This window comes from Magnetofaba australis IT-1 (assembly GCF_002109495.1).
Taxonomy (GTDB): Bacteria; Pseudomonadota; Magnetococcia; order Magnetococcales; family Magnetococcaceae; genus Magnetofaba; species Magnetofaba australis.
In genome coordinates, this window is record NZ_LVJN01000018.1 from 115744 (window position 1) to 128913 (window position 13170).

9 protein-coding genes and 4 tRNA genes are annotated in these 13170 nt (G+C 61.3%); 7 read left to right on the forward strand and 6 right to left on the reverse strand.

Annotation, left to right across the window (positions count from 1 at the left end):
* The first annotated feature begins 349 nt into the window (after nt 1-349).
* Both recJ and MAIT1_RS06750 read left to right on the forward strand, forming a co-directional pair.
* Nucleotides 350-2149 (forward strand): single-stranded-DNA-specific exonuclease RecJ, encoded by a 1800-nt coding sequence (gene recJ / locus MAIT1_RS06745; protein ID WP_085441531.1) that lies wholly within the window; start codon nt 350-352, stop codon nt 2147-2149.
* A 77-nt stretch (nt 2150-2226) separates the two neighbouring features.
* On the forward strand, nt 2227-2850 hold the full coding sequence (locus MAIT1_RS06750; RefSeq protein ID WP_198947819.1) for an MBL fold metallo-hydrolase: 624 nt from the start codon (nt 2227-2229) through the stop codon (nt 2848-2850).
* Nucleotides 2851-2880: 30 nt separating this feature from the next.
* Here the strand turns inward: MAIT1_RS06750 and MAIT1_RS06755 are convergent, their stop codons facing one another.
* From MAIT1_RS06755 to MAIT1_RS06780, 6 genes are all read right to left on the reverse strand, one after another.
* The gene (locus MAIT1_RS06755; RefSeq protein ID WP_158089353.1) at nt 2881-4269 is read right to left on the reverse strand and encodes a GGDEF domain-containing protein; all 1389 of its coding nucleotides are present in this window, start codon (nt 4267-4269) and stop codon (nt 2881-2883) included.
* Nucleotides 4270-4599: 330 nt separating this feature from the next.
* Nucleotides 4600-7494: an acetate and sugar kinases/Hsc70/actin family protein gene (locus MAIT1_RS06760; RefSeq protein ID WP_085441533.1), complete on the reverse strand. Its 2895-nt coding sequence runs from the start codon at nt 7492-7494 to the stop codon at nt 4600-4602.
* A 256-nt stretch (nt 7495-7750) separates the two neighbouring features.
* Nucleotides 7751-7841 (reverse strand) — tRNA-Ser (locus MAIT1_RS06765).
* A 47-nt stretch (nt 7842-7888) separates the two neighbouring features.
* Nucleotides 7889-8338 carry a nucleoside deaminase gene (locus tag MAIT1_RS06770; protein ID WP_085441534.1) on the reverse strand — a complete coding sequence of 150 codons (450 nt, stop codon included), beginning with the start codon at nt 8336-8338 and terminating at the stop codon, nt 7889-7891.
* 7 nt (nt 8339-8345) lie between these two features.
* Nucleotides 8346-8900: a hypothetical protein gene (locus MAIT1_RS06775; protein ID WP_085441535.1), complete on the reverse strand. Its 555-nt coding sequence runs from the start codon at nt 8898-8900 to the stop codon at nt 8346-8348.
* A gap of 68 nt (nt 8901-8968) precedes the next feature.
* Nucleotides 8969-9058: transfer RNA gene (locus tag MAIT1_RS06780), tRNA-Ser, on the reverse strand.
* 255 nt (nt 9059-9313) lie between these two features.
* On the opposite strand from MAIT1_RS06780, the gene MAIT1_RS06785 reads away from it, so the two are divergent.
* The 5 genes from MAIT1_RS06785 (at nt 9314) to MAIT1_RS06805 (ending at nt 13168) form a co-directional block, all read left to right on the forward strand.
* A tRNA-Ile gene (locus tag MAIT1_RS06785) sits at nt 9314-9390 on the forward strand.
* Nucleotides 9391-9450: 60 nt separating this feature from the next.
* A tRNA-Ala gene (locus MAIT1_RS06790) sits at nt 9451-9526 on the forward strand.
* 168 nt (nt 9527-9694) lie between these two features.
* A complete protein-coding gene (locus tag MAIT1_RS06795; RefSeq protein WP_085441536.1) occupies nt 9695-10237 on the forward strand; it encodes a protein-tyrosine phosphatase family protein in 543 nt (180 codons plus the stop codon).
* A gap of 542 nt (nt 10238-10779) precedes the next feature.
* Nucleotides 10780-12267, forward strand: coding sequence for a sodium:proton antiporter NhaD (gene nhaD / locus MAIT1_RS06800; RefSeq protein WP_085441537.1), 1488 nt, complete (start codon nt 10780-10782; stop codon nt 12265-12267).
* 130 nt (nt 12268-12397) lie between these two features.
* Complete coding sequence (locus MAIT1_RS06805; RefSeq protein ID WP_085441538.1) at nt 12398-13168, forward strand: SDR family NAD(P)-dependent oxidoreductase; 771 nt, start codon at nt 12398-12400, stop codon at nt 13166-13168.
* The last annotated feature ends 2 nt before the right edge of the window (nt 13169-13170 follow it).

Below are 13170 nucleotides of genomic sequence, written 5' to 3' on the forward strand. Positions count from 1 at the left end.
ATTTGACCATGCTGTGACGGGAATTGCAAGGATGGATTGATAGAAATAAACGGCTTTTTTGCATAAAAATTGGCATGGCGCGGTATGGGTTGTGATCAGTGAGATCAAGCGCTTCCTGTTTTTGCGCAGAGCCTTTACAAAGGCGTTTATCAGGCTATCAAAATGGGCGGTGTGAGCAATGAGAATGGATTGGGAAATGTAAATGTAATGCAAATGACAGAATGTCGCTCCTTTTGAACACGGACGCAATTGTAATGCCGAAATCAGCCCAAATCTGGGCCCAGGCAACGCTTTTGCAGGATCAGGCTGGAGCGCTTTTGCAGTTTTGAGGATTGGAGCGCAACGAGATATGCCACAGGATGTTCTCTCCCTGACGGGATGTTTATGGACCCCGCGAGCGTTGGCGCGCGCAGAGCATGCGCAGACTGCGCGTCATCTGGGGTTGCCGGAGATCATTGCGCCGCTGTTGGCTGCGCGGGAGTTGGACTCTCCCGGGGCGGCGCGGGCGTTTTTACAGCCGCGTTTGAAGGAGTTGCCGGATCCGCTGAGTCTGCGCGATATGGACGCAGCCATTGCGCGCTTGGTAGAGGCGGTGGAGGCGGGTGAGCGTATCGGCGTGTTTGGCGACTATGATGTGGATGGCGCCACCTCCTCAGCGCTGCTGACGCGCTATTTTCGCGCCTTGGGGCTGGCGGTTCGGGTGTATATCCCCGACCGCTTGAGCGAAGGCTATGGCCCCAACCCCGACGCTATGCGCAAGCTGGCGGAGGAGGGGCTGCGTCTGGTGATTACCGTGGATTGCGGCATCACCGCATTCGAGGCGTTGGAGGCGGCGCAGGATGCGGGACTGGGGGTGATCGTCACCGACCACCATCAGGCGCGTGAGGCGTTGCCCGCAGCATTGGCGGTGATCAACCCCAACCGCTTGGATGAGACCTTTCCGCACAAACAGTTGGCGGGGGTGGGGGTGGCGTTCTATCTGGCCATGGGGCTCAACCGCGCCCTGCGTGAACGGGGCTGGTTTACCCAGACGCGCCCGGAGCCGCCGCTCAAGCCGTTACTGGATCTGGTGGCGGTGGGCACGGTGGCCGATGTGGCCGCTATCACCGGCATCAATCGGGCGCTGGTCTCCGCCGGATTGCGCGTGACTGCGCAAAAAGAGAATGCAGGCATCGCCGCGCTGATGGAGGCGGCGGAGCTGAAGGTTGACCATCGCGGCGTGCGCTGCTCCCAGGTGGGGTTTCAGATTGGCCCACGCATCAACGCTGGGGGGCGGTTGGGACGCGGCGAGTTGGGGCATCAGTTGCTGAGTACAGAAGATCTGGCGGAAGCGCGTCGCATCGCCGCCGAGCTGGACGCCTCCAATCAGGCGCGACAATCTATTGAAAAGGAGATGGTCGCCCAAGCGGTGGCCCAAGTGGAGGGCTCCGGCCAGTTGGAGCGTGCGCGCGGCATCGTGGTGAGCAGTCCTGGTTGGCACCCTGGTGTGGTGGGGATTGTGGCCTCGCGGTTGGTGGATCGTTTTCATCGTCCGGCGCTGGTGATCTCTATCGATGACGACGGCGTCGGCAAAGGCTCCGGGCGTACGGTTCCCGGGGTCGATCTGCTGGCGGCGGTGGACCGCTGCGCCGAGTATCTGGATCACTATGGCGGGCATAAGGCGGCGTGCGGCGTCACCATTCAAGCAGAGAACATCGCTGCGTTTACCGAGACCTTTTTCACCGCCTTGGCGGAGTTGCCGGAGGCGGCGTTCACGCCGCGTCTAGCGGTGGATGCGCCGCTGCCGGTGGAGTTGGCGCAGCTCGGTCTGGCGGCGCAATTGCAGCAGTTCGCCCCGTTTGGCATGGGCAACCCGGAGCCGGTGCTGGTGTTGCCCGGGGTGAGCGCCTGGAATGGTCGCTTGATCAAGGGGCGGCATGTGGCGTGTCAACTGGTGCGGCCCGATGGCGGCGCCGGGGTGGAGGCGATCGGATTTGGCGTGGCGCCCGGCCCGGTGGCCGATGCGCTGCTCTCCAATCAGGGGGCGTGGGACGTGGCCGGGACGCTCTCCGTAGACCACTGGCGCGGCCAGGAGCGGTTGCAGTTTCGGATTAAGGATGTGCGTGCGGCGCAGGCGCTGCCCTGGGATCAGGAACCCGCGCGCAATTGAGACTGGACAGCGCGCGCCAAAGCTTTCACACTGATAAGCTGTCTTTTTGACCCGATATTGAAAATGGAATCCGCACCATGCTGCTGCATCAATCCCTGGAAACCGGTCCTCTACAGGTGAACTGCCACATTCTTGGCGATTCCGATAGCGGCGAGGCGGTGATCATCGACCCCGGCGGCGACGCCGAGCTGATCCTGGCGCTGCTCGAGCGCATGAAGCTACGCGCGCTGCATATCGTCAACACCCATGGCCACTTCGACCATATCGGCGCGGTCAGCGCGCTGCAGAAAAAGCTCGGCTGCGAATTCTGGCTGCATGCGGCGGATCATGCGCTGGTGGCGGGGGCGGCCAAGCATGCGGCGCGTTGGGGCTTGCCGTTTGGCGACCTGCCCGTGGTGCATCATGAGTTGACCGATGGGCAGACCCTGCTGCTGTCGCGCGTTGAGATCGACGTGCTGCATACCCCCGGCCATACGCCGGGCGGGGTGTGTCTGCGCTGGGGCGATGAGATGGCCACCGGCGACACCCTGTTCGCCGGCTCGGTGGGGCGCACGGACCTGCCGGGGGGCAATCACGCCCAGCTCATCCGTTCCATTGAAGAGAAGTTGATGACGCTGCCCGATACGGTGGCGTGCCATCCGGGCCATGGGCCCAGCACCACCATTGGCCGCGAACGGGTGGGCAATCAATTCCTCATCTGAGCGCCCGGTTGCGCGGCGTGATGCGAGTCATCAGGCGGCGGGCTTGTCTGCTGCGGTGACGCGATTGCGCCCCGACTCCTTGGCTACATAGAGCGCCTGGTCGGCGTTATCGGTGAAGTTCACCGGCGTGGGGACCGGCGCGTTGGGGGCGAGCCAACCCACCCCCAGGCTGGTGGTGATCTTCAGCGTCTGGCCGTCATTCAGGGGAATCTCCAGCGCCTCCACCGTGGCGCGCACCTTCTCCGCCATCTCCATGGCGTTGTCCCGCGCCGTCTCCGGCAGCAGCACCGCGAACTCCTCGCCGCCATAGCGGGCGAAGAAGTCCTCATCGCGAATGGTGTGGCTCACCGCATCGGCCACCATCATCAACACGCGGTCACCCACCGGGTGGCCATAGGTGTCGTTGACCTTCTTGAAGTGATCCAGATCGAACAGCACCATGGAGAGCGGGCGATGGTAACGGGCGGTGCGGTCCAGTTCCCGTTGCAGATAGTCGGCGAAGGCGCGGCGGTTGGCGATGCGGGTGAGGGGGTCGGTGAGACTCTCGAGCTTAACCCGGCGTAGCTCCTCCAGCGTCTGCCCCAGATAGGTGTGGGAGACCTGCATGATCTCCCGGCTTTGCGCCAGACAGCGGCGCATGCGCTCGGTGGCGGCGTGAATCTGGTCGGTGATGCCCGCCAACTGCTTGGCCGCTTCGCTGTCGTCTGCCAGCAGATCCTTGAGCTTGTCGGCAAAGCGTTCGCACTCCAGGTCCATGGAGTTGATCTCATCGCTCACCACGCGGGTTTGATCGATGAAGCTACCGGCGGATTGCGCGTAAAACTTGCTCCAGGCGGCGTTGTCGGGTTTGTCCGCCTGTTGGGCGTTGATCTCCAGAATCAGCTTGGCCTCCATGGGGCCGATGCGCCTATCGGTGCGCCCTTTGCCGAGAACCTTCTCGATCAGATTGATCTCCATCTCATCGATCTGCCCATCCCCCAGCACCTCGGTTTTGATCTGCTGTAGAATCGTCTGCTGGAACGCCTGCGGCGAGGTGGTGGACTGCAGATAGAGGTGCAGCAAGAGGGCGAACTCATTGGCGTCCGGCGCCGCCTTGGCGTCGGCGGGGATCTCCAGATTGATCGCCGCGCGCCAGACAGTGAGGACCTCTTCGGCGTCGGCCGGGCTCAGCGCGCCCATCGGTTCAGCGCGATTGAGCAGATACTCGCTGAGCAACTCCACATACACCGACTGCCAACCTGGCGCATTCTTGGCAAAGCGCACCGCGTCGTTGATGGTGTAGAGCGCCTTGGCGTGGGCTTCGGTGGGGGCGGTATCGCCCAGCGCCGCGCGCAGTTGTTGCGCCTCTTCCGCCGTGATGACGCCATCTTGTTGAATCGCGGTGGCGGTGTGAAAGAAATCCGGGGAGGTGTCGGACATGGGATGCTCGCTCAATTCTGGCGTTGATCGGCGATGTCGGCTCACGTTAGGCGCGTTATGGGCGCGGTGTCGCGGCGACATCCGCTGCATGCAACTCAGGGGAGTTCGTGATCACAAGGGGCGGAGAAGTTGCGCGCGATCGCGATGAAGCGCGCGCAACATGTTGTAACGTAGACGCCCGATTGTGGCTGAAATGAGGCTTGGATTCAACCGTTTGACCGCGCGTTGCACGGCGGGCCCGCAGAAATCTGCAGCGCGATGGCGCCGCCGCGCCCCTGCTCCGTCCAGTTTCAATAGGGTTTGCAGGCGCGCGCGGGCTCATGCGTGCGATCAAATGCTGCGCAGACTCAAGGTCTGTTGATAGGTGATCTCTTCCGGACGTTTGAGAATCTGCGCCAAGTCCTCCGCCAAACAGGTTTCCACCTGATAGGGGGAGAGTGCGCGCACAAAAACCTTCTTGCCCTCCACGCCAGGGTCAAAGCGCAGGGCGTACTCCATCAACTCCTGGGAGCCGCGCTCCAACCCACCGATGCCGCCTTGGGGCGAGGTGGTGTAGACCAGATTGAACACGCCGCGGGTGGGCGCGCCCAATTCACGCCACTCGGCGTAGGGGCTGTTCTGCTTCAGCGCCGGGGTGAATTTGGACTTCTTATAGGAGCCCACAAACAGGCGGAAGGGCGCTTCCCCCTGTGCGGTTTCGTCATTGGGTCCCAACGCCAGCAGCGGCTCGCCGGGGATCAGTTTGAGCAGGCCGATGGCCACCCCGGTCTTGGCGGTGGGCTTATAGGGGTTGTTGGGGTCGCCCATGGGCGGTCGGTGCACGATAAAGCGCAGGAACGGCGCGGCCTTCTGGATCTCTTCGAGCACCGGATTGCGCGGCCCGCCACTGGGCGGCGGCTCCCAGCGCATCATCTTGCTCTGCAGGAAGGTGGTGAACAGCGCCTGCACCAGCAGCGAACGGCAGGAGTTGCCCGCTTGTAGGATGTGCACCTCTTCGGGGTGGTGGTCGCGCGCCTCAAACGCCTCTTTCAGGGCGATGAAGAAGCGCAGAATGCCCTTGCCCACGCGCTGGGTCAGGTAGAGGTTGAGCTGGTTGCGGTCCACCTTGAAGTGCACCGCCACCTTCTGTTTGTCGCGATCCAGCAGCTCCAGGTCGAATTCAGCGTATTGATTTTCGGCAAACAGGCTCTGGGTCTTGGGGTCGATATCGAAATCAACGCTGACGATGGCTTGGGAGATGGCGTCGCCGATCAGGTCGGTGCGGCGACGGTTGCGCTGTTTGCCGTCGGTGGTGGAGACCTTTTGCGCCAGGGCCTCATCGGTGAGATCCCACTGGAAGTCCTCCCAGAATTTACGCACCGCGCCCATCACCAGAGCGGTGTTGGTCTGCGCCACGTGGGAGCTCTCCACAAACAGCTCATGGCCGGGGAACATCTCCGCTTCCATGGGGCAGGTGAAGGGGATTTTGTGTTCGCGGCAGCCTTCCAGATTCTGCAAAAAGGTCTGGTAGGCCAGATGCGCCACCAGGTTCTCGCCGCCCAGATAGACGTCGCCGCTGGCGCCGAAGTGCTTGATGACGTGCTCGTAGCCCTGCTCCTCCTGCTCGGCGTTGGGCAGGCGGTAGATGCCGAAATCGAAGTCGGTGGTGCCGCCGCCGAAATCGAACACTGCGTAGGCGGCGCCTTTGTCGGTGGGCTCCACATGCAGTTCGGTGAGGGCGCAGGCGGCGTAGGCGGCGGGCTCGGAGGCCTCTTCGCGCACGGAGAAGCGGTGCATGCTGGGCGAGCCGATGAGGGACAGCGGCAGGCTGCGTTGCAGACCGCGGGCAAATGCGCTCAAGATGCGGTGCTTGGCCTCGCGCGGATAGGTGATGGGAAAGGTCATGTAGTATTCGAGGAACAGACCATTGGCGCGATGGTTGATGAACAGCCCCAAGTAATAGGCATAGAGCTCAATGGGGTCGAACGGATCATCCTCGCTCACCGTGATCGCCTGCTGCGGCGCGGGCATGGGGGCGATGCCGGGGTGAATGGTCAGGTCATAGCCGCTGGTCTGGTCGGTGATGCGCAGCGGCGCGCTGGGATCTTCGGCGCGCAGAGGCCACTGTTTAATGGCGGTCAATACGCTGCCCACCACCTGTTGGTCGGCGGCGTTGGCGCGCAGCTCCTCCAGGGCCTGGTGGGAGAAGTGGAAATCGTCCCAGCGGGTGAGGGGTTGATAGGCTTCGCTGTTCCAAGCCGACAACAGGCCGGGCAGATTAATGAACTGCAACACCGTGGGGTTTTGATAGTCCTGCGGCGTGGGCTTCTGGAAGAAGTCGGTCATGCCCACGCGCAGCAGACTGGTCTTGCCGTGCTCGCGGCACGCCACCACGGTGGAGCTGGTGCCGAAGTCGATGGCCACCACGCCATCGCGCACGTCCTGTTCGGGGTTGCGCGCCTCCCACGCCTCCGGCAGCTCCACCTGGCGCCAACCGGCGCCGCTGGGGGCCTTGGTGTGATACAGCTCCCACAACCCTTTGCCCATATCGGTCAACGCGGCGCTCTCCACCACCGGCAGGCGCGCGCGCACAAAGTCCGACTCCAGCAGGGCGTGTTGCAGCGCATTGATGGAGGGGGCGGCGTTGGGGTCGCTCTTGGCCGACATCTCCACGGTGAGGTCGTAGAGGTCCTGCAGCTTGTCCTCCACCCCTTCAATGCCGTCGGGAATCAGCGAGTTGGCGACGATGAAGCCGAAGATGTCGCGTTGGCTGACGCGGTGCACCGGGATGATGGTCTGCATCTCCTGGGAGGCGCCGCTCTGGCCGATGTGGCCCAGGGTGACGGTCTGATAGCCCAAGCCGTCGGTGGAGGGGGTGCTGGAGAGGACGGTGGCGTCCTTCTTCAGATTGATACGCTCCAGAAACAGCGGTTCGCGAGCGATGGAGCGCAACTGATCGATATCCGGCACCTCCCAGTGATTGAAGGCGTAGACGCGCAGTTTGGAGACGTAGCGGAACATCTCGTCGGGGCGGCCATGGAACTGATACACCAGCCACAGGCAGTTGAGCTGGTTATCGTAGTAGAACAAACGCTGTTTGGAGAAGGTGACGAAGCGTTGTCGGGTCAGCGCGGTGAGCATCGCCTTGCGCAGCAGTCGCAGGCGTTTCTTGACGCTCTCATCCACATTGGGCTGCAGTTGCGGAACCAGGCGCTTCTCCTGAAACCAGATTTTTTCGACCTTCATGAACGGCGCTCCCGACGCGGTGGCGGACCCTCTCCGGGCCTCATCTTTCTATGGATGTAAGCATGATCCCTGAAAGCTTGGTTGGAATAAAGGGGCGCTGGAAATATTTCGCAAGCGCTGGATCGACTTGTCTGCGAGGATCCCATGGGGGCGGTGCGCTGTGAAACGACGTGATTGCGTCCGGCGGCAGGGGCGGAGCGAAAAAAAAAAGACCCCGCGCACCATGTGGTGCGCGGGGCTTTTGTCATTTGTAAGATGGCGGAGAGAGAGGGATTCGAACCCTCGGTGCCCGGTTAGGACACACACGCTTTCCAGGCGTGCACCTTCAACCACTCGGTCATCTCTCCAAATCGTCGCCAACATACTCGGCGAAGAGCGGGGAATTAAAGCATGTTCATCGCCGGGGCGCAAAGAAAAAACGCAACCAGCGCGCCGATAGCGCGTTCACCGGGTTGTCATCGGCGCTTTGCGTCTGTTGCGCGCTCTGGGGCGCGTGCGCTTGCAGGCGGGGGGCGGCGCTGTGAATGGAGGCGATGCGCGCTTCGGCGCAGGCAGCGGCGCAGATGGGGCAGGGGCTCAGGCTGACCCAGAGATGGCAATCGTTGAGACGGTAGTTGCGCAGGCGGCGTCCGGCGATGCGCAAAGCGATGATCTCCGCATGGGCCACAGGATCGTGGGCGCTAATGGCGCGATTGCCGCCACTGCTGATCCAGCGTCCCGCCGCATCGGAAATCAGGGCGCCCACAGGAATCTCGCCTGCTGCGCCGCGGCTGTGTCCTTGGATGACGCTGAGCAGGGCCCAGGCCGAATCGGTGTCCAGAAAAGGGGCGTGTTGCGCGGGCATGCGCGGTTTAGCTCTCGGCAGCGTCTTTGTCCGCCTCCACTGGCGGCGGCAGTTCCAAGCCGAGGAAGGTCAAATCGAAGCGATGGTTGTCCCAGGCGGTCTGGGCGTTGTCGCGAGCGAACAGCCAGCCTTCGTGCAGTGGTTTGCGCTCGGCGTCGGTCAATTCCAGCCATACGGCGGGGTTGACCAGGCCGTCAGGGCCATGCACGGCATCGCCTGAGCGAATTTGCAGGTCGGAGACGAAAGCGGTGGGTTTGATTTCGCCGCCCCAGGGGCCAGTGACGGATTCGCCGACGCGCACGGTGAGCGCATGTACGCGCAGGGTGCGTTTATCCAGCACGCGGAAGCGTAAATGACGCCCCTGGCTGCCGTCGCGCATCTCATCGGTGGGGCGCGCATGGCGTTCGCGCACATGGGGCGCCAGAGGCAGACGTTCGGCCTTGGATGCTTCAATGATCAAATAGCGTGGGGATTGCTCAGGATTGGGCATGTAGAGCGTGGAGTACGCCAAGCCTGCCGCACACAACAGGAGGAAGAGAATGGCGCCAAAAAATCGCAACATGCCGAATCTCTCAAAAGCGGGGGGAGGAAATCGGGCGGCTTTGTGCGTCGGTGAAACTGGGAAAAAAGTGGCGGAGAGAGAGGGATTCGAACCCTCGATACCCGTTAGAGTATAACACCTTAGCAGGGTGCCGCCTTCAGCCGCTCGGCCATCTCTCCGTTGCGAAACGAACACGCATTTAACACCACTGCTGGGGAGGTGTCAAGCTCGGGAAATCGCTTTTGTTGCGGTTTGTGCGCCAAAACGCCGAAACGTCTGACCCTCGTGTCGAAAACGACGGCGGTTAGGCGGCATTTCAGCATGGCTCTGTATTCTCCCAGAGCTGGGAGCATTTTGAGGAAATAAGAAAAAATGAAAAAAACCTGTTGACGCAAAAAGGTCAGTGGGGTAAAAAGTGGATCCTCTTTTGGCGCGGGCCTATAGCTCAGTTGGTTAGAGCGCACGCCTGATAAGCGTGAGGTCAGTGGTTCAAATCCACTTAGGCCCACCACTCCTTCCCCGCCAAATCGTTGTTCCTGAATACAATCTGAATTGCCAGATGTCCTATCCTGGGGGTGTAGCTCAGCTGGGAGAGCACCGGCTTTGCAAGCCGGGGGTCGTCGGTTCGATCCCGTCCACCTCCACCACTTTCCTCTCCCATGACAGCCAGCCTGCAGTCGTTGGGCGCGTCACCTGTCCCACCCTTTGTGAACGCTCAGGGCGCGCTTCCACGCGCACTCATTTGCAGAGTGCGCTTCGAATAGGATTGGCGTGGTCCGGTCTGGAGTTGGCGGCTTCACGCGAGGCCGGGGACGATGAAACAGAGAAAAACCGTTGAACTGGGATGGCGGGCATTGGCCAATGGCGCGCTGGCCGTTGGCGGCAGACCCAAACTCAAAACTATGGCGTCGTTTCACCAGCAGGGCTGCACCCATGTGGTGACCCTGCTCTGCGCCCATGAGGGGGCTGATCAGATTGGCGCCGCTGTGCGCAAGGCGGGGCTTCGGTGGCTCCACCTGCCGCTGCCCAATGCTCAGGCGCCGGAACCAGAGCGCAACGAAGACCTGATTGCGCTGTTTGACGCCATGTGTCTGGCTGTGCGGGATGGCGGGCGTCTCTATATCCATTGTTCAGCGGGCATTCATCGCACCGGCATGATCACCTATGCGTTTCTGCTCCACGCAGGCCTGAGCCCTGTAGCGGCCCAACAGATGCTTGTGGCTCTCAGGCAAGTCACCGGAGAGGGGGTTGGCCTGGAACGCATGGCGTGGGCCGAACGGAACTTCCCGACTGCGCAGGGCCAGACGTGCGCTGCAAAAGTGATGGCGGACCTCGGGGGGCGTGTTGCAGAGGTTTGACCTCTCCTGCTTCGATTGTCTTGTTATTGCCGATACTAGGCTCTTGATACGCTTTTCCCCGCCCGCTGGGATCTCCATGCGCGTGAATTGTGCAATGCATTCTGCAAAAAGGGGCTCTTTTTTGCAGTATTTCTGCGCCAATTTCACCCAAAGCAGACCGTCTTGAGACGCGCATCACGAAAAAAAAATGACTTTTCACCCTCTGCGGCGGGTTACCGAAAGAGGCTCTTATGGGCTGTTTGTTATTGTTGTTTTGCTGTTTCTTAAACCGAATAGTTGCGCGGCGACGTGGTGGAGAGATTGGTGTAAGTAGAAAAAAAACAAGATTTTATTCTGCATCCGGTGGGCGCAATGTTTGCAGGCTTCGGCTGGCTCAGAGATGATGCTGGAAAGCGTGCTTGAGCAGAAGAGGCGTATTGCAGTTTTTATTTTTGCGAAAATCCCGCTCGGCAGGTGAAAAATTGATTGATAAAGAATCCCCTTAGCATGCACTCTTGGATGCTCGTATTTCACCGCACGACGATTCCAGCGAAGGAAAAAGCATGTTGCGATCTATCCTGTTGCTCCTGGTTGCCGCGATGGCGGTTCTCATTGATCCCAGCGCTGCGTTGGCCTCTGGCGGCGCCGCAGCGGAGGGTGAACGCTTGATGTTGGTGGGCACCAACGCGGGCTTCTATGCGCTCCTGGTGTTTATTTTCGCCTATGTATTGGTGATGGTTGAAGAGCAGATCCACCTGAGCAAATCCAAGCCGGTTCTGGTGGCGGCGGGTTTGATCTGGGGCGTGATCTTCATGTCCTACGCCAGCGAGGGGATCTCCCACGTGGCGCAGCAGGCGGTGCGCCACAATCTGCTTGAGTACGCCGAGCTGTTCCTGTTCCTGTTGGTGGCGATGACCTACATCAACTCCATGACCGACCGTCAGGTGTTTGATGCGTTGCGCGCCTGGCTGGTGCGCTCGGGGTTCAGCTACCGCCAACTGTTCTGGCTCACCGGCGCGCTGGCGTTTGTGATCTCTCCCATTGCCGATAACCTCACCACCGCGTTGATCATGTGCGCCGTGGTGCTGGCGGTGGGGCGCGACAAGCCGATTTTCGTGTCGCTGTCGTGCATCAATATCGTGGTGGCGGCCAATGCAGGCGGCGCATTCAGCCCATTTGGCGACATCACCACCCTGATGGTGTGGCAAAAAGGGGTGATCCCGTTTGCCGACTTCTTCGCCCTGTTCATTCCGTCCCTGTTGAACTGGGGCGTGCCCGCTTACATCATGTCGCTCAAAGTGCCCAAAGAGAAACCGGCCGCCACCAACGAAGAGGTGAAGATTCTGCGCGGCGGCATCGTCATTGTGGTGCTGTTCCTGCTTACCATCGCCACCGCCGTAGCCGGGCACAACTACCTGCACATGCCGCCGGTGATGGGCATGATGCTGGGTCTGGGTTATCTGAAAATCTTCGCCTTCTACCTGCAGGTGAGCCATCGTCAAGGGGACAAAACCGGCGAACATGGCGCCAACGCCGGCGCCATCGGCACCCCGGGGGCGCATACCCATCAGCTCTCTGGCGAGACCTTCGATATCTTCCAGAAGGTGAGCTTGGCGGAGTGGGACACCCTGCTGTTCTTCTACGGCGTGGTGCTGTGCGTGGGCGGTCTGGGCACTATCGGCTATCTGGATATCGTCTCTCAGGCGATGTATCACGATTGGGGCGCCACGCCGGCCAACATCGCAGTGGGCTTCCTGTCGGCGATTGTGGATAACATTCCGGTGATGTTTGCGGTGTTGACCATGATGCCGGATATGTCCGAAGGGCAGTGGCTGCTGGTCACTCTGACTGCGGGCGTGGGCGGCTCCATGCTCTCCATCGGTTCGGCGGCGGGCGTGGCGTTGATGGGTCAGGCGCGCGGCATCTACACCTTCGCCAGCCACCTGAAGTGGACCCCGGTGATTGCGCTGGGCTACTTCGTCTCCATCGGCGCGCACTTCCTCATCAACGGCGCTTCGTTTGACCGCGTGATTGAACATTTGGCAAAATAGCGCGCGTCTGACGCATTTGGTCGGTTCAAAAGCCGCCCCAGATCGTAGGATCTGGGGCGGCTTCTTATTTTCTTGCGTGAATAGAGACAAGATTTTAGCTGGACGTAAAAGATGAGATGCAGGAGCCAATATGCAGGGGTTAAACGGAAAACGCGCTGTGGTGACCGGCGCGGCCACGGGAATTGGGTTGGCCATTGCACGCCGATTGTCGGAAGAGGGGTGCCGCACGGCGCTGCTGGATAGGAATGTTCAAGGCGCACAGGCCCAAGCCGAGGCGCTGCGCGGGCAAGGTTATGACGCCGTGGGCGTGGGCGTGGATGTCGCCGATGAGCCGAGTGTAAGCGCTGCTCTGGCGCAGTGCGCCGCACTTTGGGGCGGGTTGGATATCCTGGTGAATAACGCTGCGCTATTGGCGTTTCATGGGGTGGACGCAACGCAGCAGACGTGGGAGCGCATTTTGGCGGTCAACGCCATTGGCCCGGCGCTGTGCGCCAAACATGCGCTGGCGCATATGCCGCCGCAGGGCGGCGCAATCGTCAATATCGGCTCCATCTCTGAAGTGATCGCCCAACCCGGCTACCTCACCTACAGCGCCAGCAAGGGCGCGCTGGACAGCATGACCCGCTGCATGGCGCAGGAGTTGGCGGCGCAGGGGATTCGCGTCAATTCGGTCTCGCCGGGCATCATCTGGAGCGAGGCGACCCAACGTATCACCCGGGAGCGCTATGGCTTGGGGCGGGAAGCGGCGGACCGCCACCCGGAGATCGGCGGCGCCAGCCTGCTTAAGCGGGTGGGGGATCCACAAGAGGTGGCGGCGGCGGTGGCGTTTTTGGCCTCGGATGAGGCGCGTTACATCACCGGCGCCAATCTGGTGGTGGATGGCGGTCAGAGCATCACATAAGG